This window comes from Amycolatopsis umgeniensis, from assembly GCF_014205155.1.
Lineage (GTDB): Bacteria > Actinomycetota > Actinomycetes > Mycobacteriales > Pseudonocardiaceae > Amycolatopsis > Amycolatopsis umgeniensis.
Genome location: NZ_JACHMX010000001.1, coordinates 607,908 through 631,422 on the forward strand (window position 1 = coordinate 607,908; position 23,515 = coordinate 631,422).

At 68.8% G+C, this 23,515-nt stretch carries 22 protein-coding genes; 6 read left to right on the forward strand and 16 right to left on the reverse strand.

Going from position 1 to position 23,515, the window contains the following annotated elements:
• Nucleotides 1-193: 193 nt before the first annotated feature.
• Nucleotides 194-2,032 (forward strand): PPC domain-containing protein, encoded by a 1,839-nt coding sequence (locus tag HDA45_RS02660; RefSeq protein WP_184891719.1) that lies wholly within the window; start codon nucleotides 194-196, stop codon nucleotides 2,030-2,032.
• Here HDA45_RS02660 and HDA45_RS02665 read toward each other — a convergent pair.
• From HDA45_RS02665 to ruvC, 8 genes are all read right to left on the reverse strand, one after another.
• Nucleotides 2,029-4,359 carry a RelA/SpoT family protein gene (locus HDA45_RS02665; RefSeq protein WP_184891720.1) on the reverse strand — a complete coding sequence of 777 codons (2,331 nt, stop codon included), beginning with the start codon at nucleotides 4,357-4,359 and terminating at the stop codon, nucleotides 2,029-2,031. The two genes, HDA45_RS02660 and HDA45_RS02665, sit on opposite strands and share 4 nt — an antisense overlap.
• Before the next feature lie 78 nt (nucleotides 4,360-4,437).
• On the reverse strand, nucleotides 4,438-4,956 hold the full coding sequence (locus HDA45_RS02670) for an adenine phosphoribosyltransferase (protein WP_184905225.1): 519 nt from the start codon (nucleotides 4,954-4,956) through the stop codon (nucleotides 4,438-4,440).
• A gap of 85 nt (nucleotides 4,957-5,041) precedes the next feature.
• Nucleotides 5,042-6,244, reverse strand: coding sequence for a protein translocase subunit SecF (gene secF / locus HDA45_RS02675; protein ID WP_184891721.1), 1,203 nt, complete (start codon nucleotides 6,242-6,244; stop codon nucleotides 5,042-5,044).
• Complete coding sequence (gene secD, locus HDA45_RS02680) at nucleotides 6,241-7,944, reverse strand: protein translocase subunit SecD (protein ID WP_184891722.1); 1,704 nt, start codon at nucleotides 7,942-7,944, stop codon at nucleotides 6,241-6,243. Before secD ends, secF begins: the two co-directional genes overlap by 4 nt.
• Before the next feature lie 232 nt (nucleotides 7,945-8,176).
• Entirely contained in the window at nucleotides 8,177-8,575 is a 399-nt protein-coding gene (yajC, locus tag HDA45_RS02685; RefSeq protein ID WP_184891723.1) for a preprotein translocase subunit YajC, read from the reverse strand.
• A 145-nt stretch (nucleotides 8,576-8,720) separates the two neighbouring features.
• A complete protein-coding gene (gene ruvB, locus HDA45_RS02690) occupies nucleotides 8,721-9,794 on the reverse strand; it encodes a Holliday junction branch migration DNA helicase RuvB (RefSeq protein ID WP_184891724.1) in 1,074 nt (357 codons plus the stop codon).
• A gap of 8 nt (nucleotides 9,795-9,802) precedes the next feature.
• On the reverse strand, nucleotides 9,803-10,402 hold the full coding sequence (gene ruvA / locus HDA45_RS02695) for a Holliday junction branch migration protein RuvA (protein WP_184891725.1): 600 nt from the start codon (nucleotides 10,400-10,402) through the stop codon (nucleotides 9,803-9,805).
• Nucleotides 10,399-10,998 (reverse strand): crossover junction endodeoxyribonuclease RuvC, encoded by a 600-nt coding sequence (ruvC, locus tag HDA45_RS02700; protein ID WP_184891726.1) that lies wholly within the window; start codon nucleotides 10,996-10,998, stop codon nucleotides 10,399-10,401. Before ruvC ends, ruvA begins: the two co-directional genes overlap by 4 nt.
• A gap of 76 nt (nucleotides 10,999-11,074) precedes the next feature.
• Between ruvC and HDA45_RS02705 the strand changes: the two genes are divergently transcribed.
• A complete protein-coding gene (locus tag HDA45_RS02705; protein ID WP_184891727.1) occupies nucleotides 11,075-11,521 on the forward strand; it encodes a cupin domain-containing protein in 447 nt (148 codons plus the stop codon).
• Nucleotides 11,522-11,711: 190 nt separating this feature from the next.
• Here HDA45_RS02705 and HDA45_RS02710 read toward each other — a convergent pair whose 3' ends face one another.
• The 5 genes from HDA45_RS02710 to HDA45_RS02730 all read right to left on the reverse strand — a co-directional run bounded on the left by HDA45_RS02710 (nucleotide 11,712) and on the right by HDA45_RS02730 (nucleotide 14,994).
• Entirely contained in the window at nucleotides 11,712-12,242 is a 531-nt protein-coding gene (locus tag HDA45_RS02710; protein WP_184891728.1) for a DUF4262 domain-containing protein, read from the reverse strand.
• Nucleotides 12,243-12,475: 233 nt separating this feature from the next.
• Nucleotides 12,476-13,225, reverse strand: a complete 750-nt coding sequence (locus HDA45_RS02715) for a YebC/PmpR family DNA-binding transcriptional regulator (RefSeq protein WP_101607358.1) — start codon at nucleotides 13,223-13,225, stop codon at nucleotides 12,476-12,478.
• Nucleotides 13,226-13,276: 51 nt separating this feature from the next.
• Nucleotides 13,277-13,906, reverse strand: a complete 630-nt coding sequence (gene pdxT, locus HDA45_RS02720) for a pyridoxal 5'-phosphate synthase glutaminase subunit PdxT (RefSeq protein ID WP_184891729.1) — start codon at nucleotides 13,904-13,906, stop codon at nucleotides 13,277-13,279.
• Nucleotides 13,907-13,960: 54 nt separating this feature from the next.
• Nucleotides 13,961-14,281, reverse strand: a complete 321-nt coding sequence (locus HDA45_RS02725) for an AzlD domain-containing protein (RefSeq protein WP_184891730.1) — start codon at nucleotides 14,279-14,281, stop codon at nucleotides 13,961-13,963.
• Nucleotides 14,281-14,994: an AzlC family ABC transporter permease gene (locus tag HDA45_RS02730; protein ID WP_184891731.1), complete on the reverse strand. Its 714-nt coding sequence runs from the start codon at nucleotides 14,992-14,994 to the stop codon at nucleotides 14,281-14,283. Before HDA45_RS02730 ends, HDA45_RS02725 begins: the two co-directional genes overlap by 1 nt.
• A 68-nt stretch (nucleotides 14,995-15,062) precedes the next feature.
• On the opposite strand from HDA45_RS02730, the gene HDA45_RS02735 reads away from it, so the two are divergent.
• The gene (locus tag HDA45_RS02735) at nucleotides 15,063-15,629 is read left to right on the forward strand and encodes a helix-turn-helix domain-containing protein (protein WP_184891732.1); all 567 of its coding nucleotides are present in this window, start codon (nucleotides 15,063-15,065) and stop codon (nucleotides 15,627-15,629) included.
• On the opposite strand, the gene HDA45_RS02740 is transcribed toward HDA45_RS02735, so the two are convergent.
• Entirely contained in the window at nucleotides 15,630-17,006 is a 1,377-nt protein-coding gene (locus HDA45_RS02740; protein WP_184891733.1) for an APC family permease, read from the reverse strand.
• A gap of 142 nt (nucleotides 17,007-17,148) precedes the next feature.
• Between HDA45_RS02740 and HDA45_RS02745 the strand changes: the two genes are divergently transcribed.
• Nucleotides 17,149-17,760, forward strand: coding sequence for a TetR/AcrR family transcriptional regulator (locus HDA45_RS02745; RefSeq protein ID WP_184891734.1), 612 nt, complete (start codon nucleotides 17,149-17,151; stop codon nucleotides 17,758-17,760).
• Entirely contained in the window at nucleotides 17,757-18,821 is a 1,065-nt protein-coding gene (locus HDA45_RS02750; protein ID WP_184891735.1) for a DmpA family aminopeptidase, read from the forward strand. Before HDA45_RS02745 ends, HDA45_RS02750 begins: the two co-directional genes overlap by 4 nt.
• Here HDA45_RS02750 and HDA45_RS02755 read toward each other — a convergent pair.
• Both HDA45_RS02755 and HDA45_RS02760 read right to left on the reverse strand, forming a co-directional pair.
• Nucleotides 18,736-21,501, reverse strand: a complete 2,766-nt coding sequence (locus HDA45_RS02755) for a BTAD domain-containing putative transcriptional regulator (protein WP_184891736.1) — start codon at nucleotides 21,499-21,501, stop codon at nucleotides 18,736-18,738. The genes HDA45_RS02750 and HDA45_RS02755 overlap by 86 nt on opposite strands.
• Nucleotides 21,502-21,590: 89 nt before the next feature.
• Nucleotides 21,591-22,091, reverse strand: coding sequence for a peptidase inhibitor family I36 protein (locus HDA45_RS02760; protein ID WP_184891737.1), 501 nt, complete (start codon nucleotides 22,089-22,091; stop codon nucleotides 21,591-21,593).
• 366 nt (nucleotides 22,092-22,457) lie between these two features.
• Between HDA45_RS02760 and HDA45_RS02765 the strand changes: the two genes are divergently transcribed.
• Nucleotides 22,458-23,486, forward strand: a complete 1,029-nt coding sequence (locus HDA45_RS02765) for a radical SAM protein (RefSeq protein ID WP_184905227.1) — start codon at nucleotides 22,458-22,460, stop codon at nucleotides 23,484-23,486.
• Nucleotides 23,487-23,515 lie beyond the last annotated feature (29 nt).

Genomic DNA, 23,515 nt, shown 5'->3' on the forward strand with positions numbered 1-23,515 from the left:
GCGGGACGGCAGGAGTGTTCTGGCTCACCTCCTGGCGGGTACGGCGGCCCAGTTCCGCCACCGCGAAGTGCAGCAACGGCTCACGACGGACGGCACGAAAACGACATAAGCCCCCGAAAGGCGGCTTGCAGCGGATTCCCCTTGTGGTTTTCTGGTCGTCCAACGAGCAAGGGGGAACTCGATGGCGAAACGCGTGCCCGCATTTCTCACGATCGTTCTGCTCACCTCGGCCTTGCTGAGCGGACAGGCCGCGGCAGCGCCCGGCCGGATCCAGCCCGATCCACTGCTGATGTTCCCGCAACGCCAGGCGACGACGGATTGGGCGACCGTCCTCCGCGACCGGGCCGCGAAGACCGAAGCACGTGCCCGATCGTCAGCCCAGAACCCGTTGCCCTACAAAGAAAAAGAGCCACCCGGAACCACCGGGGCCAACGATTCCCTTGCCAAAGCGGAACATATCGCGGGATTCGGTACCCAGCGCGCCAAGAACCCCAAGGTCCGGCTGACCGGCGACCTCAAGCCGGATACCTCGATCCCCACTCTCCCTCCGGCCGCCGAGCCCAGCGACGCCTTCGGGCAGGCGAGCGAAACCGGCGTCGGCACCGTTCGCCGGTCCGTCCGGACGAACGGGACCATCGGCGACGGGCCCTACGGCAGCGCCGGCGACGGCACGGGCGACTTCGACTTCTACCGGGTGAGCGCGGGAGCCACCCCGGTGACGTTCTCCGCGCGGACCCTGACGCCGACGGGCGATCTCGACACCCTCCTGGCACTGTTCGACAAAGACGGTCTCTGGACGATCAACGACAACGTCGGTGGTTCGACCGACTCGGCGATCTCGTTCACCATCCCACCGGGCCGCGAGTTCTTCCTCGTGGTGGCCTCCGGCCCGTTCGGCCTGCCGTCCGACCCCACGAAGCCCGGCACCGGCGGCGGAGTCCGGACCGAGGGGCCGTACGAGCTCACGATCGCCAGCGGCCCGAGCGAGGACCTCGACTACTACTCGTTCGACCTGCGGGCCGGAGACGTGCTCGGCGCGTCTCTGGCGGGCGGCGGGACCCGGCTCGCGGTGTACGACCCGGCCGGACGGGAGGTCTTCGGCTCGTCGCAGGACGCCACCTCGATCTTCTCGACGGCCTCGCCGATGCCTGGCGGCGGCAACGCCGTCGTGGACTTCGTGGCGCCGAGGGAAGGTCGCTACCGGCTCGGCGTCGAGGCGGGCGAAAACGCGTACGACGTCAAGCTCGAAGCCTTCCGCCCCGGCACGGAAACCGCCCCGCGCGGCAGTGTGCACACGATCTTCCTGGACTTCGACGGTGCCAGGGTCAACACCTCGATCTACGGAACCGGTGGCGGCATCCGCGATCTCTCGCCACTGTCGAGTTTCCTTCCGCGCTGGGGCCTGAACGCCCGCGACGAACGCGCGCTGACCGACGCGATCATCGCCACCGTCAAGGAGAACCTCGAACGGGATCTCGTCGCCAAGGGCACGAACCCGAAGTTCGCGCTGCGCGTCCTCAACAGCCGTGACCACGCGGATCCCTGGGGACAGTCGAACGTGAGCCGGGTCGTCGTCGGCGGCACCACGGCCGAGTCCGGCATCCTGACCATCGGCATCGCGCAGTCCATCGACGCGGGCAACTTCGGCAAGGAGGAGACCGCGCTGGTCCTGCTCGACGAGATCAGCTCGCCGTCCGGATCCGTCTGGTCGCTCAATACCTACTTCGGGCCGGGGAGCGACAAAATCGCGTTCGTCGGCCGCGCGGTCGGCAACATCACCAGCCACGAAGCCGGGCACATGTCGGGCAGCTGGCATACCGACCTGACCAACACCGTCCCCGGCATCATGGACCCGGGCGGCAATCCGGCGGTGATGTTCGCGGTCGGCCCCGACGGACGCGGCGGCACCGCCGACGACCCGGACCTCGACCTGGTCGAGGAGGGGATCAGCCCGTCCGAAGGCTTCACCGGGATCGAGGACACCCTCAATCGCAGTGCTTGGGCCTTCGTCCGAGGAACCGGCAGCGCCTAGGACGCCGACGTGACCCGATAGACGTCGTAGACGCCTTCGACACCTCGGACCACCTTCAGCACGTGGCCGAGGTGTTTCGGGTCGCCCATCTCGAACGAGAACCGGCTGACCGCGACCCTGTCGCGTGACGTCGTCACCGACGCGGACAGGATGTTGACCTTCTCGTCCGCGAGCACCTTGGTGACGTCCGAAAGCAGGCGGTGCCGATCCAGCGCCTCGACCTGGATCGCGACGAGGAACACCGACGACGCCGACGGCGCCCATTCGACCTCGACGAGCCGCTCGGGCTGCGCCGTCAGATCATCGGCGTTGGTGCAGTCGGTCCGGTGCACGCTGACACCGCCGCCACGGGTGACGAAACCGAGGATCTCGTCGCCCGGCACCGGCGTGCAGCAGCGGGCGAGTTTGGCCCAGACGTCGCTGGCGCCCTTCACCACGACGCCGACGTCGTTCGAACCGCGGCGGCGGGTGACGGTGGACGGCGTCGCGCGCTCGGCGAGCTCCTCCTCCGCCTCGTCAACCCCGCCGATGAGCGCGACCAGCCGCTGCACGACGTGCTTCGCGCTGGTGTGGCCCTCGCCGACGGCCGCGTACAGCGAACTGATGTCGGGATGCCGCAGTTCGGTGGCGACAGCGCCCATCGATTCGGCGGACACCAGCCGCTGGATCGGGAGGCCGACCTTGCGGACCTCCTTGGTGATGGCCTCCTTGCCGCCTTCGATCGCCTCGTCGCGGCGTTCCTTGGCGAACCACTGCCGGATCTTCGCGCGCGCCTTGGGCGAACCGGCGAACTGCAGCCAGTCGCGGCTCGGCCCCGCCGTCTCGGCCTTCGAGGTGAAGATCTCGATGACCTCGCCGTTCTCCAGCTTGCGCTCGAGTGCGACGAGCCTGCCGTTGACGCGGGCGCCGATGCAGCGGTGGCCGACCTCGGTGTGCACGGCGTAGGCGAAGTCGACCGGGGTCGAATCGACCGGCAGCGTGATCACGTCACCCTTCGGCGTGAACACGAAGATCTCGCGTGACGCGAGTTCGTAGCGCAGCGACTCGAGGAAGTCGCCCGGGTCCGCGGCTTCACGCTGCCAGTCGAGGAGCTGGCGCATCCAAGCCATCTCGTCGACGTCCATCGCGTTGCCGCTGTGGGTGCCCTTGGTCTCCTTGTACCGCCAGTGCGCGGCGATGCCGTACTCGGCGGTGCGGTGCATCTCGTAGGTGCGGATCTGCACTTCCAGCGGTTTGCCGTCCGGACCGATCACCGTGGTGTGCAACGACTGGTAGACGCCGAAGCGCGGCTGCGCGATGTAGTCCTTGAACCGGCCGGGGACCGGCTGCCACAGCGCGTGGACGACACCCATCGCGGCGTAGCAGTCGCGGACGTCCTCGACCTGGATCCGCACGCCCACCAGGTCATGGATGTCGTCGAGGTCGCGGCCGCGGACGATCATCTTCTGATGGATCGAGTAGTAGTGCTTCGGCCTGCCCTCGACCTTCGCGGTGATCCGCGAGCCTTCGAGGTTGCCGGTCAGCTCGGTGATCACGGACCGCAGATAGGTGTCCCGCGAGGGCGCGCGATCGGCGACCAGCCGGACGATCTCGTCGTACTTCTTCGGCTGCAGGATGGCGAACGCCAGATCCTCCAGCTCCCATTTGACCGTCGCCATGCCGAGCCGGTGCGCCAGCGGGGCGAGGACTTCCAAGGTCTCGCGAGCCTTGCGGGCCTGCTTCTCCGGCGGCAGGAAGCGCATCGTGCGCATGTTGTGCAGCCGGTCGGACAGCTTGATGACCAGCACGCGCGGATCCCGCGCCATCGCGATGACCATCTTGCGGATGGTCTCGGCCTCGGCGGCCGTGCCGAGTTTGACCTTGTCCAGTTTGGTGACGCCGTCGACCAGCTCGCCGACCTTCTCGCCGAAGTCGGCCTTCAGGCTCTCCAGCGAGTACCCGGTGTCCTCGACGGTGTCGTGTAGCAGCGCCGCCACCAGCGTCGTGGTGTCCATGCCGAGTTCGGCGAGGATGGTCGCGACGGCGAGCGGATGCGTGATGTACGGGTCGCCGGATTTGCGCCGCTGCTCACGGTGGAGCTCTTCGGCGACGTCGTAGGCGCGCTGCAAGAGTGCGAGGTCGGCGTTCGGGTGCAGCTCGCGGTGGATGACGGCGAGCGGCTCGAGGACCTGTTTGACCGGCGCGGCGCGCTGTGCGGTGATCCGGCGGGCGAGACGGGCGCGGACGCGGCGCGTCGCGGACGGCGTCGGCGCTGCCCCCTGTCGCCCCGCACCGTTCTGCTCGGTGCCGTCCTTCGAGGACACCGCGGCATCGAGCTCTTGGCTCACCCGCACCTCCTGCGCTTCGTGCGGCCTTCGGACGTCAAGGGTAACCGCTCCCCCTCGCGGCTCACTTGGTACGCCCGTTCAACACACCCGGAGAGCCTCCACACGGCGCCCCTCGAGCACGGAACGACCACCGAGCGCGCCGAGTTCCATGACCACCGAAACCCCGGTGACCTGCGCTTTCGCGTCCTCCAGCAGTTTACAGGTCGCCGCGACCGTGCCGCCGGTGGCGAGCACGTCGTCGAGGACCGCGACACGTTGGCCCGCCTCGACGATCCCTTCGGGGAGTTCGACGGTCGCGGTGCCGTATTCCAGCGTGTACTCGACCCGGCCCGCGACCCTCGGCAGCTTTCCCGGCTTGCGGATCAACACGACGCCGAGACCGCGGGAGTAGCCGACGGCGGCGGCCAGCAGGAACCCGCGCGCTTCCACACCCGCAAGCAGGTCGGCGTCGGGATCGACGGTGTCGGCCAGCGCGTGGGTGACGGCCTTGAACCCGCCCGCGTCGGCGAACAGCGGGCTCAGGTCCCGGAACAGCACGCCGGGTTCCGGGAAATCCGGCACGTCGGCGATGAGGTCGAGTGCCTTGTCCAGCTCCATGTACTTCCTGCTCTCCCTGAACACCAGGAAAGGTCCTCTCCTCGCGGAGTTCGCGGGGAAAGGACCTTTCCGGAGCTCGAAACGGTTACCTCTTGCGCTTGCCCGAAGGACGGCCCTTGTGGGCCTTCTGCTGCCGGGCCGGAACGCTCGCCGCGGCGGCGTACGCCTTCTCCTTGCGGAGTTCGGCGGCCAGGGCGTCCTCGTCGGTCGGGTCGAAGTCGTCGTCACGCTCGGCGGCCTTACGGGCCTGGTTCGCGCGCCGCGAGGCGACCCGTTCGGCCTGCTGACGGTACTTCGGGTCGCGCATCTTGAAGTCGACCAGCAGCGGGGTGGCCAGCGCGACCGAAGACAGGACGCCGACCACGGTGCCGGTGAGCTGCACGAGCGCGAGCTCCTGCAGGGTGCCGGAGCCGAGCAGGATGTATCCGATCACCAGCAGGCCGAGAATCGGCAGCGCCGCGATCAACGACGTGTTGAACGAACGCATAAGCGTCTGGTTCAGCGCCAGGTTGGCCGCCTCGCCGTAGGTGCGGCGGGTCAGTCCGAGCAGGCCGCGCGTGTTCTCACGGACCTTGTCGAACACCACCACCGTGTCGTACAGCGAGAACCCGAGGATGGTCAGCAGACCGATCACCGTCGCCGGCGTGACCTCGAAACCGATCAGCGAGTACACGCCCGCGGTCACGATGATGTCGTTCAGCAGCGTGACCAGGGCCGCAGCCGCCATCCGGGGATCGAAGTACAACGCCAGGAACAGCGTGACCGCCAGCAGGAAGACCCCGAGAGCGATCAGCGCCTGCCGGGAGATCTCCCCGCCCCAGGACGCGCTCACCGCGCTGTCACTGATGGCCCCGACGCTCGGCTGCCCGCTGCTGCCGATCGGGCCCAGCTCCTGGAACAGCGCCTGCTTGATCCTGGCGACCTCGGCCGCGTTCAGGGTGTCCGAACGGAGCTGGATCGTCGACGCCGCACCGGTGCCGACCTTCTGCGCCTCGTCGGCGGGCCTACCCAGCGAACTCGCGAAGACCTCCTTGGCCCGCTCCTCGCTGATCTCGCCGCTCTTGCCGTTGGCCGGCATCTGGATCTGGGTGCCGCCTTCGAAGTCGATCCCGAAGTTGAACCCCTTGATCCCCATCGAGGCGATGCACACCAGCACCAGGGCGCCGAAGAAGACGTACCAGCGCTTGCGCTTGCCGACCACGTCGAAAACGCCGGTGCCCACGTAGAGGCGGTGGAAGACGCTCTCGCGCTTGCCCGCGGTGGTGTTCTGCTCGTCGACCACGGTCACGCCTCCTTGACGTTCGGGCGACCGGGGGCCGGACGGGCCGCCTTGCGCTCCGTACCCAGTTGCTGCACGGCGCCGAGGCCGAGGTTCTTGGGATTGGACAGGAACTTCGACTTGGACCGGGAGATCATCGCGACCAGCGGATGCGTGACGAGGTAGACGACCACGAGGTCGAGGACCGTCGACATGCCGAGCGTGAACGCGAAGCCCTTCACGTCACCGACGGCCAGCAGGTAAAGGATCGCCGCGGCGAGGAAGCTGACCGCGTCCGACGCCAGAATCGTGCGCTGGGCACGGGACCAGCCTCGCGGCACCGCGGAACGGAATGTCCTGCCCTCGCGGATCTCGTCCTTCAATCGTTCGAAGTAAATGACGAACGAGTCCGCGGTGATACCGATCGCGATGATCAAACCCGCCACGCCGGCGAGGTCGAGGGTGTACCCGATCCACCGCCCCAGCAGCACCAACACCGCGTAGACGAGCGAGAACGCGAAGACGAGGGACAAGATCGTCAGCACGCCGAGCAAGCGGTAATAGAACAAGCAGTAGATGAAGACGATCAGCAGGCCGATACCGCCGGCGATCAGGCCCGCCTGCAGCGAGGCGAGACCCAGCGTCGCGGACACCGTGGTCGCGTCCGAGGACTCGAACGACAGCGGCAGCGAGCCGTACTTCAGCACGTCCGCCAGGTCCTTCGCCTCGGCCTGGCTGAACCGGCCGGTGATCTGGGTCTGGCCGCCGAGGATCGCGGACTGGATGGTCGGCGCGGAGACGACCTGCGTGTCGAGGACGAACGCGGCCTGCTTCTGGGTGTTCTTCGAGGTGAAGTCGCCCCAGATCCGGGAACCGTCGCTCTTGAAGTTCAGGTTGACGACCCACTGGGAGTTCTGGGTGTCGTAGCCCGAGGAGGCGTCGGAGATCTCCGTTCCGGGAAGGAACTCCGGCTCCAGCAGGTACTTCGCGGTGTTCTTGTCACCACAGGCGACCAGCGGCTTGTCCGTGAGGTCGTTGCCGACCAGCGGGTCCGACACCTTGGGGTCGCAGTTCAGGGCCGCGAAGGCCTTCTCGGCGGCCGCGGCCTGCTTCGCCTGGTCCGTCGACATCAGATCGGGGTTCTGCCGGAGGCTCCGGGCTTCCTCGATCTCCTTCTTGGTCTGCTCGTCGGAGTCGCCGGGCTGCTGCTGCGGCGCTCCGGCGGCACCACTGCCACCATTGGCCGGGCTGCTCGGCGGAGCGCTCGCGCCAGGGGCACCCGAGGACGACGGCGGCGCCGACGAGGGCGCGCCCGAGGTCGGCGGGGTCGACGGCTGCGGAACCGGGGTCACCGGCTGCGACGTCACGACCTTGCGGAAGCCCAGCTTCGCGGTCTTGCCCAGGGTCTTGGCCTGGTCGCCCTGTTCGCCGGGAACGGTGATGACGACATTGCTGCCGTCGAGGACGACCTCGGTGCCACCGACGCCGATACCGTTGACCCGGCGCTCGATGATCGAGCGGGCCTGTTCGAGGGACTCTCGCGGAGGGTCGCCGCCGTCGGGATTACGGGCGGACAGGGTGACCCTCGTGCCGCCTTGCAGATCGATGCCGAGTTTCGGCGTCGGCTTGCCGCTACCGGTGAAGAACACCAGGGCGTACAGCGCCACCACGATCAGGGCGAAGAAGGCGAGATAGCGTCCCGGGCGGAGATGCCCGGCCGGTGCGGCCACTGTGCTTCGGTCTCCTCGGACGGACTGGGTTTTCCCCAATGGACTTGGCTGTTCACTCACCGGACGGGAGTCCGGTGGTACCGCGAACCTGCCTCGATGACCATGCCCGGTGAACGGGCACGACTATGACGACGGACACGCACGCAGCACCGAGACACTACTCGGTGCTGCGTGAGCCCGGCGTTGCCCCCGCACCTACGAAAGTCTGGTGTCGGGGATGGCCTTACAAGAGCTACTTCTTGCCGTGCTCCAGCGGAGGAGCGATCTGCGCGCCCGTCTTCTCCTCGACGCGCTCGTCGTCCTTCGACTCGACGACCGGCTCCTCGACGACGGCCTCGTCGTCGATGGTGTCCTCATCGGTCTCGACGACGGGCTCGACCTTCTCGCGAACGGCCTGGCGCAGCCAGGTGGTCACGACACCGGGCGCGATTTCGAGGTCGATCGTGGTGTCGGCGGAGGCGTCGGCGACAGACGCGTAGAGACCGGAGGTGGTCATCACCCGGTCACCGGGAGCAAGGCTCGAGAGCAGCTCCTGCTGCGCTGCCGCCGCCTTCTTCTGCTTACGGGTGCCCATGACGAGCGGAATCGCCACAACGAGCATCAGGAGCAGCGGCAGCAATAACTGGTTCATGATTCTCCATTTCGAGCGGACGCCGCGCGGTGCGCTGTTTTGTCCGATTTGGCGGGGTGTGCTCTACCCGAGTGTGCCAGGTGCCAGCGGAAACTCCACCACCACCCGTCGCCACCACGGGCCCCGGACCGCGTGAACGGTCCGGTCAGTCCTGGTCGAACAGGTTCGGGCCACCCTGCTCGCCACGTGTGGCACCGGCCGGGGCCGGCAGGCCGAGGTGTTCCCACGCGGCCGCTGTGGCGACCCGGCCGCGAGGAGTGCGGGCGAGCATACCGGCGCGGACCAGGTAAGGCTCACACACCTCTTCGACGGTGGTCGGTTCTTCCCCGACCGCGACGGCCAGCGTGGACACGCCGACAGGGCCGCCGCCGAAGGAGCGGACCAGCGCCGTCAGCACCGCGCGGTCGAGTCTGTCGAGGCCGAGTTCGTCGACGTCGTAGACCTTGAGCGCGGCACGCGCGATCTCACGCGTGACCTTGCCGTCTGCCCGGACCTCGGCGTAGTCGCGCACCCGGCGCAGGAGCCTGTTCGCGATCCGGGGTGTGCCACGGGAGCGGCGGGCGATCTCCGCGCAGCCGTCCCTGTCGATGTCGACGTCGAGGATCGTGGCGGCACGGCGGGCGACGAGCTCGAGTTCGGCGTCGCTGTAGAACTCCATCTGCCCGGTGAAACCGAACCGGTCGCGCAGCGGACCGGTCAGCGAACCCGACCTCGTCGTGGCCCCGACCAGGGTGAACGGCGCGATCTCCAGCGGGATGCTGGTGGCGCCGGGGCCCTTGCCGACGACGACATCGACGCGGAAGTCCTCCATCGCGAGGTACAACATCTCCTCGGCGGGGCGGGCGATGCGGTGGATCTCGTCGATGAACAGGACGTCGCCGGGTGCCAGGTTGGACAGCATCGCGGCCAGGTCGCCCGCGCGTTCCAGCGCCGGCCCCGAGGTGATCCGGATGGCGGCGTTGAGTTCGGCGGCGACGATCATCGCCATACTCGTCTTGCCCAGCCCGGGCGGCCCGGACAGCAGGACGTGATCCGGCGGGACACCTCGGCGTCGCGCGCTCTCCAGCACGAGTTCGAGCTGCTCACGCACCCGCGGCTGACCGACGAACTCGTCCAGTTTGCGCGGGCGCAGCGTGGTCTCGACCTCGCGTTCGCCTGTCTGCGGCAGCGCCGACAGCGTCTCGTCGGCGTCGAATTCCGTCACGGCCTCATAGTCCATGTGGCGACTTACCGCTTACGCCCGAGGGTGGCCAACGCGGCGCGTAGGACGGAGGACGTCGTGTGGCCGTCTCCCTCGCCGAGCACCTTGTCGACAGCCAGCTCGGCCTGCTTGGCCGGGAAGCCGAGACCGGCGAGCGCCTCGACGACCTCACCCCGCAGCGCGCCGGGGGCGACGACCGCCGGGGAGCCGTCGGTCGGACCGGCGAGTGCGGTGACCTTGTCACGCAGTTCGAGCGTGAGCCGCTCGGCACCCTTGCGGCCGATGCCGGGCACCTGGGTGAGCACGGTGATATTGCCTTCGACCAGCGCGGACCGCAGCTTGTCCGGATCGAGGACGGCCAGCGTCGCGAGCGCGAGCCGCGGTCCGATCCCGGAGACCGTCTGCAGGAGACCGAACAGTTCGCGAGCGTCGGCGTCGGCGAAACCGAACAGCGTCAAGGAATCCTCGCGGACCACGAGCGCGGTGTGCAGCATCGCCTCGTCGCCGCGGCGAAGCGTCGCGAGTGTGGCGGGTGTGGCCTGCACGGCGAAGCCGACTCCCCCGACCTCGATCACGACGTGGTCGAGGCCGATGGAGAGGATTTCTCCGCGTACCGAGGAGATCATCGAGCCGCTCCCTGCGTCTTGGATTCTTGCTTTTTGGCGCGCTGTGCCGCGGCGGCGAGCCTGGCCTTGTGGTTCTTGGCGATCTCGGCCGCCCTGGCCTCGGCTTCGGCGAGCCGGACCCGCATCGGTTCGCGCCACAGATGGCAGATGGCGAGCGCGAGCGCGTCCGCGGCGTCCGCCGGATGCGGTTTGACCTCGAGCCCGAGCAGCCGCATGACCATACCGGTGACCTGGGCCTTGTCCGCGCGGCCCGAGCCGGTGACGGCCGCTTTGACCTCACTCGGCGTGTGGAACACGACCGGCAGCCCGCGCCGGGCCGCGGCGAGCGCGACGACGCCGCCCGCCTGCGCGGTGCCCATCGCGGTGCGCACGTTGTGCTGGGCGAAGACCCGTTCCACGGCGACGGCTTCGGGCTTGTAGCGATCGAGCCACCGCTCGACGGCGTCGGAGATCCCCAGCAGGCGCACGGCGAGATCGGCGTCGGGCGGGGTCCGCACGACGTCGACGGCCACGGCGCGGACGGTGCGGCCCGTGCCGCCGTCGACCACTCCGAGCCCGCACCTGGTCAGACCGGGGTCGACCCCGAGTACCCGCACGCTTTTCCTCCGCTCCCGGCGAACATCAGTTCGAGATCCGAGGCTACCCGGAGCGGGCGCCGGGCAAGATGAGGACATGCCGAGCCCTGACGACTTCACCGCTCATCTGGGTCTCCAGCCGCTGCCCGTGGAGGGCGGCCGCTGGGCGCAGAGCTGGCGCGACGACACCGCTTCCGCGATCTACTACCTGCTCGTCCCGCCGGAAACCTCGGCGCCGCACCGGCTGGACCGGCTGGAGATCTACGCCCACCACGCCGGTGCGCCGGTGCGAATGCTGCTGCTGTTCCCGGACGGGCGGATCTCACGGCCGGTGCTCGGGCCGGACGTCGCGGCCGGTCAGCGTCCGCAGATGGCGGTGCCCGCGGGAGTCTGGCAGGCGTCGGTGAGTACCGGTGAGTGGAGCCTGCTCGGGACGGTGGTGGTGCCGCCTTACACGGACGACTGCGTGGAGTTCCGGTCCGCGGCGGCGTTGGCCGCGGAGTGGCCGGAGGCGACGAAGGACCTGGCACCCTGGCTGGAGTGAGCCTCTTTGCGGCTGGTGTTCCCAATGTCGCATTTGAGTCGCTGAGCGTCTCGGATGCGACATTGGGAACATCGACCGGGAACCTCAGCAACCTCACCAGTCACGATGGCGCCGCGCGAAGGCCCCCTTCACTGCATCTAGCGCAGGGAAGGGGGCCTTCACGTACTTCAAGCGATCAAGGCGCGAGACTTCAGGGGCCGTCGACGCCCGGCGTCCAGCTCTCCGGGTCACCGGATTCGGTCAGCACCGGCTGGTACCGGTCGAATCCCTCCGGCGCGTCCGGATGCCACGGGAAGTGCCCGTCCGGCGTGGCCACGATCATCTGCAGCGCCGGGAAGTCCCCGTCCGGGTAGATCAGGAACGCGTGCCCGAAGTACTCGGGATAGTGCCCCTTCGCCACCCGCTCGAAGACCACCGGCGCGCCCTCGAAGAAATCGTCGTAGCGTTTGCCGACCTCGAAGATCTCGCCGTTGGCCGCGCGATCCACATAGGCGTCGAGCAGGACCGGCCCCACCTGCGCGGGCAGCCCGATGACGACCGCTTCCGCCACGTTGTGCAGCGCCCAGGCGCACGCGGTGAAGCAGAAGGCCGCGTCGTTCTCGTCGCCGTCGACCGCGATGACCGCGTTCCCTCTGGCCTGCGCCTGCGACTCGATCCACTGGACGAGTTCGGTTTCTTCGGCGGTGAGGGCGTCGGCTTCGGAGGTCGTCACGCGCGACATTCTGCCCCACGTCCTCGCCCGCACCTAGCCCCGGGACGATTTTTCCGCGGCATGGCGGGAAAAACGATCAGCCGACCTCGGCCATGACCTCGTCGGAGACGCGGAATCCGGCGCAGTGCGAAACGTTCTGCACGTCATCACGAGCAACCGTCAGCCGACCTCGGCCATGACCTCGTCGGAGACGCGGAATCCGGCGCAGTGCGTAACGTTCTGCACGTCATCACGAGCAACCGTCAGCCGACCTCGGCCATGACCTCGTCGGAGACGTCGAAGTTCGCGTAAACGTTCTGGACGTCGTCGCAATCTTCGAGGGCGTCGATGAGCTTGAAGACCTTCTTCGCACCGTCGACGTCCAGCGGGACGCTGACCGACGGCAGGAACGTGAGATCCGCGGACTCGTACTCGAAACCGGCCTCCTGCAAGGCTTTCCGGACCGGGACGAGGTCGGTGGCCTCGGAAACGATCTCGAAGTTCTCGTCGAGGTCGTTGACCTCTTCGGCGCCCGCGTCGAGTACGGCCATGAGGACGTCGTCCTCGGCGGCGTCACCCTTGGGCATGATCACGACGCCCTTGCGGTTGAACATGTAGGAGACCGAACCCGGGTCGGCGAGCGAGCCGTTGTTCCGGGTGAGCGCGGTCCGGACCTCCATGGCGGCGCGGTTCTTGTTGTCGGTGAGGCATTCGATCAGCACGGCCACACCGTTCGGGCCGTAGCCTTCGTAGGTGATGGTCTGCCAGTCGGCGCCGCCCGCTTCTTCACCGGCGCCGCGTTTGCGGGCGCGCTCGATGTTGTCCTGCGGGACGGAGTTCTTCTTGGCCTTCTGGATGGCGTCGTAGAGCGTCGGGTTGCCATCGGGGTCACCACCCCCGGTCCGGCCCGCCACCTCGATGTTCTTGATCAACCGGGCGAAGAGCTTGCCGCGCTTCGCGTCCAGGTTGGCCTTCTTGTGCTTCGTGGTGGCCCACTTGGAGTGGCCGCTCATCTCTCCTCCATCTACTCCTGTGCCCGCCGCTGAGCACAGTGTCGGTTTTGCTTAAGCCTGCCGCACGAGGTCGACGAACAGCCTGTGCACGCGCTCGTCCCCGGTGAGTTCGGGGTGGAACGACGTGGCGAGAACCGCCCCCTGCCGGACCGCGACGATCCTAGCGGCCGCGTCGTCCGACCCCGGCATTTCGGGGACACTGGCGAGTACCTCCACCCCGTCGCCCGCCTTTTCGACCCACGGGGCACGGATGAACACAGCGTGCACCGGGCCGCCTTCGATACCGGTGAAGTCGAGGTCGGCTTCGAACGAGTCCACCTGCCGCCCGAACGCGTTGCGCCGGACGACGACGTCGAGTCCGCCGAGTTGCCGCTGGTCGGGGCGTCCGTCGAGGGCCTGCCGGGCGAGCAGGATCATCCCCGCGCACGAGCCGAACGCGGGCAGCCCGTCCGCGATGCGCTGCTGCAGGGGTTCGAGCAGCTCGAAGCTCTCGAGCAGCCTCGACATGGTGGTCGACTCGCCGCCCGGCAGCACCAGACCGTCCACTTCGGACAGTTCACTCGCGCGGCGGACCGGCAGCGCACGGGCACCGGCGCGTTCCACCATCGCGGCGTGCTCCCGCACGTCACCCTGCAGTGCGAGCACGCCGACCACCGGCCGTGCCCCCGTCGCGATCGCCACCCGACCTCCCGAAAGACGTTCCCCCCAGCTTAGGCGCCCCGGGGAACGGCCTGGTCAGGGGACCCCGGCGAGCCGCAGCAGGGCGGCGGTCGCGGCGGCCGCCACGACGACCAGCGCGAACGGCGCCTTGCGCCAGGCCAGCACGCCGCCGACGAGGACACCGGCGGGCCGGGCGAATCCGGCGAACTCGTGCCCCTCGGTGAGCGCGGCGACCGCGACCAGCGCGGCCAGCAGGACGACGGCGGAACGCGCCATCAGCTTCTCGGCCTTGGGCGACACGGTGAACCGCGCCTTCAGCACCGGTCCGGCGAACCGGAAGGCGAAGGTTCCGACGGCGAGCACGCCGCCCGCGACGATCAGGTCCATCGGGTCCATCAGCGCACTCCCTCGGGTTCACGTTCGGCGGGTTCCTTCGCGGCCACTCCGGCCAGCACGCCGACCAGCGCGAGCAGCACCGGCAGCCCGGCGGGCAGGAACGGCGTCGTGGCCAGCGCGACGGCCACCCCGAAGAACACCGGAAGGCGGGCGGCGCGGTCGCGCAGCGACGGCAGGACCAGCGCGAGCAGGACGGCCGGGAAGGCCGCGTCGAGTCCGAAGGCGTCCGTGTCGCTGATCGCCGTCCCGGCGTACGCCCCGGCGAGGACGCCGACGTTCCAGCACACGAACAGCCCGATCCCGCAGACCCAGTACGCCGCCCGGCGCCGCTCCTCGTCGCGCTGGGCCAGCGCGAACGCGACCGATTCGTCGATCATCAGGTGGCTGCCGACCACCCTCGACGACCACTTCTTCCCCAGGACGTCGCCGATCGCGAAGCCGAACGGCAGATGCCGCGCGTTGGCCAGCAGGCCCGCCGCGACGGCCGCGACCGGACTGCCGCCCGCGGCGATGATGCCGACGAACATGAACTGCGAGGCGCCGGCGAAGACCAGCACCGAAAGCAGCATCGGTGCCCAGATCGGGAAGCCGGAGCCCACCGCGATCGCGCCGTAGGAGATGCCGACAATGGTGTCGGCGAGGCAGACCAGCCCGATGTCACGGAGAAGATCGCGCCCCAGGACACGCGTGGTTGTTCGCCATATCGAACGCATAGCATCATACAATGAACGAACGCACCCGTGTTCGTCAAGGCGAACAAAACGACCGATGGAGCGAACGCATGTCCCCGACCGCGTCCGACGGCGCACCACTGGACGTCATCGCCACGTCCCTGCGCCGGGAACGCGCCCGCACCGGGCTGTCCCTCACCGAGGTCGCCAAACGCGCCGGCATCGCGAAATCCACGCTCTCCCAGCTGGAGTCGGGGGCCGGGAACCCGAGCGTCGAGACGATCTGGGCGCTGTGCGTCGCGCTCGACGTCCCGTTCTCGCGGGTGGTCGAGCCCGAGCGTCCCCGGGTACAGGTCATCCGCTCGGGCAGCGGGCCGACGGTGTTCGCCGAACACGCCGATTACGCGTGCACGCTGCTCAGTTCCTGTCCTCCCGGAGCCCGGCGCGACGTCTACCTCATTCGCGCCGAGCCCGGGAAGCCGCGGCTTTCGGATCCCCATATGAGCGGCATCGTCGAGCACATGGTCCTCAGCGCCGGACGCGCCAAGGTCGGACCGCTGGACGAACCGGTCGAACTGCTGCCCGGCGACTACATCTGCTACCCCGGCGACATCCCGCACATCTTCGAGGCGCTCGAGCCGGGTACGTACGGCGTGGAGATCGCGGAGTACACCTGATCAGGCGGGCTCCTCGGCCTTCTCCTCGGTGACGTCGGCGAGTTTCCAGCCGCCCTTCCGCCGCAGCACCAGGAGGTAGTACCCGATCGACAAGAGGACGACGCAGGCCGTGACGATCAGGCTCGGCCGTCCCACCGCCGGGTCGAGCAGGTTCTGGTAGACCACGAACACCAGCACGCCCAGCGCCAGCACCGGCGCGACAGGGAACCACGGCATCCGGTACTTCGCGTGCGCGGTGGCGCCGGTGCGGCGGCCGATGATCGCGCCGAGGCACAGCGCCGCGTAGACGGCCACGATCGACGTGCTCGTCACCACCAACAGCAGTTTCGGATCGACGAAGCAGAGCAGCGCGGCGACCAGGCCGGTGCCGACGGTGGCCACCCACGGCGTCCCGAACTTCGGGTGCACCGCGGACAGCGCCCGGTTGACCGGCGACGGCCACGCGCGGTCGCGGCCGCTGCTGAACAGCATCCGCGAGCTGATCAGCACGATCGCCAGCACCGCGTTGACGATCGCGAGCGCGACGGCCAGGCCGAGCACGGTGTCCAGCGTTCCACCGCCGCGCGCGTCGATGAAGTAGGACAGCATGTTCTCCGAGGCGAACAGCGCGTTCAGGTCGGGCGCGCCGAGCAGGACCGCGGTCACCGGGATCAGTTCGGCGAGCACCGTGATGCCGAGTGCGAGCAGGATCGCGCGGGCGATCCCGCGGGAGGCGTCCTGCGTCTCCTCGCCGAAATACACCGCCGAGCCGTATCCGTTGTAGGCGAAGATCGCGACCGAGGTGGCGATCGCGATGGCGCCGACCGTCGCCGGGCTCCCGTCGGAGGCGACCGGATGCGCGAGCAACTCGCTGAACGACCGCGCCGGATCGAACAGCCCGAGCGCGCTCACCACGATCAGCGCGAGGATCTCGATGGCGAGGAAGACACCGGTCACCCAGGCGTTGAGCTTGATGTCGAACACCCCGACGACGGCCGCGACCACGCAGGTCACGGCGGCGATCACCGGACCGGGCACACCGGGCATGAGCACTCCGAGATAGGTGCCGACGCCGAGCGCGATCACCGCGACGATGAGCACCTGCGTGATGATCATCAGGCCCAGTACCGCGAATCCGGGCAAGCGGCCGAGCGTGCGGGTGACGATCGCGTACTCCCCGCCGGCCAGCGGGAAGGCCGACGCGAGTTCGGCGTAGACGAAAGCCATGAACACGCCGACGACCGCGGCGGCCACGAAGCTGTAGAAGGCGCCCGTACCGGCGCCGGAGATCACCCCCGGCGCGATGATGAAGACCGACGAGGCGGGGCTGATCGCGGAGAGCGTGATGAGCAGCGTGCCGAGGGTGCGCAGACCGCGGCGTAGGGCGGGAGTGGACATGGCCGACCTCCTACAAGGTTGGTTCCTTGAATCTCCTTCGAAGAACTGTTGAGCACGCATCAAAGGCCTTTCGCGTTGTGACGTCAAGACCCGATCCGGCTCAGCCCTTGCGTTTTTCGAACAAGATTCGAAGAATGAGGGCATGGCGAGACCGAGCAAGGCACCGGAACGACGGGCCGAACTGATCGAGGTGGCCAAACAGGCCCTCGTCGAACACGGCGTGCTGAACCTGCGGCTGCGGGACATCGCCGAAGGCGCGGGCCTGTCGTCGGGTTCGGTCCTGTACTACTTCCCCACCCTCGCCGACCTGCTCCAGGAGGTGCAGCGTGAGGCGGTGGCGCGGTTCTGCTCGGCGAGGGAGCGGGCCGCGAGCGCGACGAAGGACCCGGTCGGGCGGCTGCTCTCGATGATCCGCAGCGGACTGCCCACCGGCCCCGACGACGAACTCTGCGTGCTGCTGTACGAACTCGGCACGATCGCGCGCCGCGATCCCGTGTACGCCGCCCGGCACATCACGCTCTACGAGCAGCAGGTGCGGATCTACACCGGCATCCTCGAAGCCGGTGCCGCCACCGGCGAATTCACCCTGACCGCGGACGCGGTGTCGATCGCACGGAACCTGGTCGCGCTGGAGGACGGCTACGGCCTGCACCTCACCCAGGCCGTGCCGACGCTGGAAACCGGGACAGCCGAGGCGATGTTGCTGTCCTACGCCCGCACAGCCACCACGAACCCCCTGGAGGATCGGTCATGACCCGCGCCCGCGACCTGGGTGTCCCCCTGCCCGGCCGGACCGGCGAGCACAACGCGCTCACCGATGTCCCCGGCGTCGAGATCGGCTTCACGACGCTCGTCGAAGGCGAATCGGTGCGCACCGGCGTCACCGCCGTCCTGCCGCGCGGGCACGAGGATTTCGCCGTGCCCTGCGCGGCCGGGACGTACGCCCTCAACGGCAACGGAGAGATGACCGGCACCGCTTGGCTGGCCGAGACCGGCTCGCTGACCCTGCCGGTGCTGATCACCTCCACGCACGCCGTCGGCGCGTGCCATCGCGGCGTGATCGACTGGGTGGTGCGGGAACGGCCCGACGTGGCCGCCGAATGGCTGCTGCCGGTGGTCGCGGAAACCTGGGACGGCTACCTGAACGACAGCACCGCGCCCACCATCGACGGTGGACACGCGATCGCCGCGATCGACGCCGCGCAGGCCGGGCCGGTCCGCGAAGGCTCCGTCGGCGGCGGCACCGGGATGACCTGTTACGGCTTCAAGGGCGGCAGCGGCACTTCCTCCCGTCTGGTGTCCTATGGGGACGATGAGTACACCGTGGGTGTCTTCGTGCAGGCCAACTTCGGGTCGCGCCGCGAACTCACCGTCGCCGGTGCGCCGGTCGGGCTCGAACTGGGCGCGGACAACCCGCTGGAGGAGGCCTGGACGGCGCCGCCGGGGGCGGGATCGGTCATCGTGATCGTCGGCACCGACGCTCCCCTGCTGCCCGGCCAATGCACTTCGCTCGCCCGCCGGGTCCCCCTCGGGCTCGCCCGCACCGGCACCACGGGCTCGCACTTCTCCGGCGACCTCTTCCTCGCGTTCAGCACGGCGAACGCGGGCGCGCTCACCAGCCGGTTCCCCCGGACCGAGGAAGCCGAATACGAGAACCTCCGGTTCGTCCCGTGGGGCAGGCTCGACCCGTTCTTCGAAGCCGTGGTGCAGGCGACCGAGGAAGCGGTGCTCAACGCGCTGTTCGCGAACGAGGAGATGACCGGCCATCGAGGCCACCGGGTGCCGGCGCTGCCGACGGCACGCTGGCGCGGCTGACCAGCACCTTCGTGGGGCCCGGCCGGACAGGCCTCGCGCGGATCCGCGCGAGGTCGGTCCGGACCCGCGAGGCGCAGACCTCGTCGGAAAGCGAGTCGAGCAGTTCGAGCGCGCGGTGCAGGCACGACATCGCGCCGCGCCGGTCTTCGCGCCGCAGATGCAGTTGCCCGCGCCTGCGCAGGACGAGCGCCATGCGATGCGGGTCGTCCAATTCGGTGCAGAGCCGCGCCGCCTTGTCCAATTCCGCTTCGGCCTCGTCGAGCAGGCCGAGCTCCGCGCTCGCGACGGCGTATGAGGTGTGGGCGTGCGCCATGCCGAGGACGTCACCGATCTCGCTGAAGATGGCCAACGCCCGCCTCGCGGTCGTACGCGATCTCCCGGGCTGCCCGGCCGATCGCGCGAGCACGCAGAGCCCGGTCAGTGCCCTGGCGCGTCCCGCGGGGTCGCCGATCCGTTCACTGATCCGGCACGACTCGGTGAACGCCTCGCCCGCCTCCCGGAAGTCGTCCCGGTACAGGTGGATCTGGCCGATTCCGCGCAGCAGAGCGGCTTCCCCGCGTGCGCACCCCGAGGCCCTCGCCGCCTCGAGCGCGCTGCGATGGCATCGCGACCATTCCGCGTACAGTCCACTGTGGTCGAAGTACGACGCGGTCACCACGGCGAGCTCCCACGCGAGTTCCCCGAGCCCTGCGCCCGCCGCGTGCGAGACGGCGGCCTCCAGCGCGGGAAGTTCGCTCTGGAACCACGGAAGCGGTTCGGCCACCAGCTTTTCGTCGAGCGAGGTCCTGGCCGCGCTCCCCGGCTCGGGCCGCAACACGCTGCGGGACATCCGGTCCGCGGCCTTCTCCGCGAGCCAGAGCCACCCGCCGAGCACCCGTTCGGTCGCGTCCGCGCGGGCCCGCTCCGGCTCCGCCGCGACCTCCTCGACGGCGAACGCGCGCAAGAGATCGTGCACGCGATAGCGGGGCGCGCCGGTCGCCCGGAGCACCGGCTGGACCATGTGCCGATGCCGCAGGTCTTCGAGCGCGCGGGACGCCACCTCGGGCTCGCCGTCGTCTGCCAGCGCGGCGGCCCAGACGGGGAAGTCCGCCGAGGGCAACAACCCCAGCCTGCGGAAGAGCCGCTGCCGATCCGGCGCCAGCTGCCGGTAGCCGAGCGAAAGACTGCCGCGGACGGCGAGATCACCGGCACACAGCCAATCCAGCCGTCGTCGTTCGACGGAGAGTTCGACGGCGGCGTCGGCGAGCCGCCAGCCCGAACGGTCGCCGATCCGGCTGCCGACGATCCGCAACGCCAACGGGAGCCCGTCGCAGTGATCGAGAACCTGTTGGGCGGCAACGGGATCTTCGTCGATCTCGGTGAGCTTGGCGAGAAGGGCCTTCGCGTCGCCGGGCGGCATGACGTCGAGCGGGATCTGACGGCCGACTTCGAGCCCGGCCAGGACGAACCGGCTCGTGATGATCACCGCGCAGCCGCGACCGGCGGGCAGCAACGGCCGCAACTGGGCCTCACCGGCGGCGTCGTCGAGGACGAGCAGTACGCGGCGCCCGTGGACCAGGCTGCGGAACAGGCAGGCGCATTCGTCGATGTCTCGAGGGATCTCCTCGGTGGGGACGCCGAACGCGCGCAGGAATCCGGCGAGCACGGCTTCCGGCGACCGCGGCTCGGAAGTGGTCCCGCGCAGGGCCGCGAACAGCCTCCCGTCGGGGTACGCGGCCGCGACCCGATGCGCGAGCCGGATCGCCAGCGAGGACTTCCCGATCCCGCCCGCGCCGGTCAGCACCAGGACGGGCGGGAGGTCGCGGCCGTCGTCCTGGCGCAGTTCCCCCAGCAGATCCGCGATGAGCTCGTCCCGTCCGACGAAGTCCGGGATACCCGGCGGCAACTGACTGGGCACGGTGGGCTCCTGGTACACGGGATACTCACGCGTGTCCTGGCCGTCGCGCAGGATCTCGCAGTGCAACGCGCGAATCGCCGGTGACGGTTCGACACCGAGTTCGTCGACCAGCCTGCGGCGCCATTCGGTGTAGACGTCGAGTGCCTCGGCCAACCTGCCCGCGCGGGCGAACGCGGTCATCAACTGCCCGCAGACCCGTTCGCGGAACGGCGCTTCGGCGAGCAGGTCGCGTAGTTCGGGGATCAGCCGGTCGTGCTCGCCGAGCCCGAGATCGGCCTCGGCCCGGCCCTCCAGCGCCGCGAGACGCTCTTCTTCCCAGCGCGCGACGACCTCGGCCGCGGCCGGGATTCCGGCGAGCACCGGGCCGCGCCACAGTTCGAGCGCGTCCCGGAACCGTTGGGCCGCCTCACGATGGCAGTCACGGGCGAGTAGTTCGCGGGCCTGCGCGGCGAGACAGGTGAACCGGCCGGTGTCGGTCTCCTCCGGCCGCGCGTCGAGCACGTACGCCGCTCCCCTGGTCAGGATCGGCCCGCCACCCGGTGGTGAGCGCAGAGCCCGGCGCAGACCCGATATCAGCCCTTGGACCTGAACTTTCGCCGAAATCGGTGGTGTGTCGCCCCAAAGCTCGTCGATGATCCTGTCCCGGGGCACCGGACGGCCCGCCTCGACCAGCAGGAGCGCGAAGACCCGGCGCGCCTGTGGCGGGCCGAGCGGCAGGTCCGTGCCCTGCCGCTCGGCCGCGGGTTCACCGAACAAACGATAGAAATAGGCTGATTCCCTCACCGGTTTCTCCCCCAGTATTCGAGACACCCCTCAACGAGGGTGTCAGAAATATCCGAGGGCGGCGTCCGGCATTCGACGGAACAAACCGCTCAGCAGGCGCTGGCCGAAGTGTAGATCCGGAGCGAGGTCGCCTCGTCGTTGTCGCCGTTGCCCACGTAGGACGACCGCGCGCCCGCCTGCATGCAGCGACTGGTTCCGCTGCCGATGTTGTAGTACCACCGGGCGTCGACCCCACGCCGGTTGTACCAGGACGACATCTCGTCGTTGAATCCGTAATCGACGAGATTCTTCAGTCCCGCCGACTGGAACTGCAGTCGCCTGCCGTTGAAATCGCGGTTCTGCCACAAGCACACGTAGTTCGCGTCGCAATCACCAGGAGCCTTGGTCGAGAGCGACAGCGTGATCTCACCGCCGTTCCAGACGACCTCGTCCCCGGCGACCTTCCAGCCCGGAGCGAGCTTCGCCGCGTCGACGCCCGCGGCCTTCAGCGTCGCCGCGCCGTCCTGCGCGGCCGAAGCCGGCGCCGCGACGAGCACGGCCGCGACGGCGGCGGCCCCCAATGCCGTGGAAACGAACCGAAGAGTGCGCATTTCTCCTCCTTGATGCCCGGCGTGCCCCGTGCACGCCGGGGATCAAGGTCCCGTGGGCCGCTGTGTGACGGCTAAGCAACCGGAAAGGGACCGGGGCGCTTCCGTATAGTGCCCCTGTTGACGTGCAGCCAATTCCGCATACGGCCGTCAGTCGATCATGCTCTTTCGAATTGCGCAGTAGCCCTTGCCCGACCTGGCGGAAAAGAGTGGTTCTCGATCATCGTTTACGCCTCATGCGACTGTTGCGCCAACCGAGTGTAATCGTTATCTCGGCATTGCGACGGGGTTCGCGGCGACACTAGCGTGCAAAGAGCAAGCCGACGGAGAAGCGGATCGATAAATCATCGAGCGCAGGGGGTTCTGTCCATGAGCGCGCCTGCTCGGCCGACCAACGTCATTTGGGATGTCACCTACGCATGTCCCTTGCGATGCGTCCATTGCTATTCCGAATCCGGACGCCGCCCGACTCGCCAATTGAGCCTGGACGAACAATTGCGAGTAGTGGATTCCATCATCGAACTCCGACCGGAAATGGTGGCGCTGGCGGGCGGCGAACCACTCGTGGTGAAGGGGATATTCGAGGTCGCGGACCGCTTGTCGAAAGCGGGCATCCACGTCGTGTGCTACAGCGGCGGATGGCCGATGAAGCCGGACATGGCCCAGGAATTGATGCGGTGCTGCAACACGGTGACGATCAGCCTCGACGGCGCGACAGCGGAGGTGCACGACAAGATCCGCGGACGTGCCGGCTCGTTCGAGCGGGCCATGGAAGCCCTGCGGATCCTCGACGACGCTGTGGTCGCCGAGAGCCCGCCAGGGTTCGATTTCGGCATCGACACCGTGGCGGTACGCAGCAACTTCGAGAGTCTCGAGCAGCTGTGCACCTCGATCGCGCCCCGCTTCCCGGCACTGAAGTCACTCGCCATCGGTGCTGTCATCCCGGCGGGCCTGGCGAGCCGCTCGGGATTCGTGGAGCACGAACTCCTGTCCGAGTCCCAGGTCGAGCGGATGGGCGATCCCGCATGGGCCCGGCACTTGCAGTCACTCGCGCCACCATCGGTGACCGTCACCTGCACGGACAACCTCGACCTGCAGATGAATCCGGCCCAGGGGCTCGAAACCTTCACCGCATTGCAGATCGAGCCCGATGGCGAGGTGCGGGCGATGCCGATTTACGAAGGTACCGTCGGCAGCCTGCTCGAGGAGTCCGGCGAGACATTGTGGCGCCGCGCGATCGAACGATGGAGCCATCCCTTCGTCACCGAGACCCTTTCCGCTGTTCACACGGTCGAAGAATGGGCGGAAGCCACCCGGCGGATCGACTACCGTTTCGGGTCGGAATCCGTACGCGCCCGCATCGACCGGCGGCCACAATTCTCCGGCGTTCCCGGCTGACACGGTAATCGCGCGCAGCGCCGCGCCCC

Coding starts and splice junctions, on each gene's coding strand:
- HDA45_RS02765 (WP_184905227.1), top strand. CDS start 22,458: ATGAGCGCGCCTGCTCGGCCGACCAACGTCATTTGGGATGTCACCTAC.
- HDA45_RS02710 (WP_184891728.1), bottom strand. CDS start 12,242: ATGTCGCGCGTGACGACCTCCGAAGCCGACGCCCTCACCGCCGAAGAA.
- HDA45_RS02670 (WP_184905225.1), bottom strand. CDS start 4,956: ATGGAGCTGGACAAGGCACTCGACCTCATCGCCGACGTGCCGGATTTC.
- HDA45_RS02725 (WP_184891730.1), bottom strand. CDS start 14,281: ATGGACCCGATGGACCTGATCGTCGCGGGCGGCGTGCTCGCCGTCGGA.
- HDA45_RS02740 (WP_184891733.1), bottom strand. CDS start 17,006: ATGTCCACTCCCGCCCTACGCCGCGGTCTGCGCACCCTCGGCACGCTG.
- HDA45_RS02735 (WP_184891732.1), top strand. CDS start 15,063: ATGTCCCCGACCGCGTCCGACGGCGCACCACTGGACGTCATCGCCACG.
- ruvA (WP_184891725.1), bottom strand. CDS start 10,402: ATGATCTCCTCGGTACGCGGAGAAATCCTCTCCATCGGCCTCGACCAC.
- HDA45_RS02760 (WP_184891737.1), bottom strand. CDS start 22,091: ATGCGCACTCTTCGGTTCGTTTCCACGGCATTGGGGGCCGCCGCCGTC.
- yajC (WP_184891723.1), bottom strand. CDS start 8,575: ATGAACCAGTTATTGCTGCCGCTGCTCCTGATGCTCGTTGTGGCGATT.
- HDA45_RS02750 (WP_184891735.1), top strand. CDS start 17,757: ATGACCCGCGCCCGCGACCTGGGTGTCCCCCTGCCCGGCCGGACCGGC.
- HDA45_RS02715 (WP_101607358.1), bottom strand. CDS start 13,225: ATGAGCGGCCACTCCAAGTGGGCCACCACGAAGCACAAGAAGGCCAAC.
- HDA45_RS02745 (WP_184891734.1), top strand. CDS start 17,149: ATGGCGAGACCGAGCAAGGCACCGGAACGACGGGCCGAACTGATCGAG.
- HDA45_RS02730 (WP_184891731.1), bottom strand. CDS start 14,994: ATGCGTTCGATATGGCGAACAACCACGCGTGTCCTGGGGCGCGATCTT.
- ruvB (WP_184891724.1), bottom strand. CDS start 9,794: ATGGACTATGAGGCCGTGACGGAATTCGACGCCGACGAGACGCTGTCG.
- HDA45_RS02705 (WP_184891727.1), top strand. CDS start 11,075: ATGCCGAGCCCTGACGACTTCACCGCTCATCTGGGTCTCCAGCCGCTG.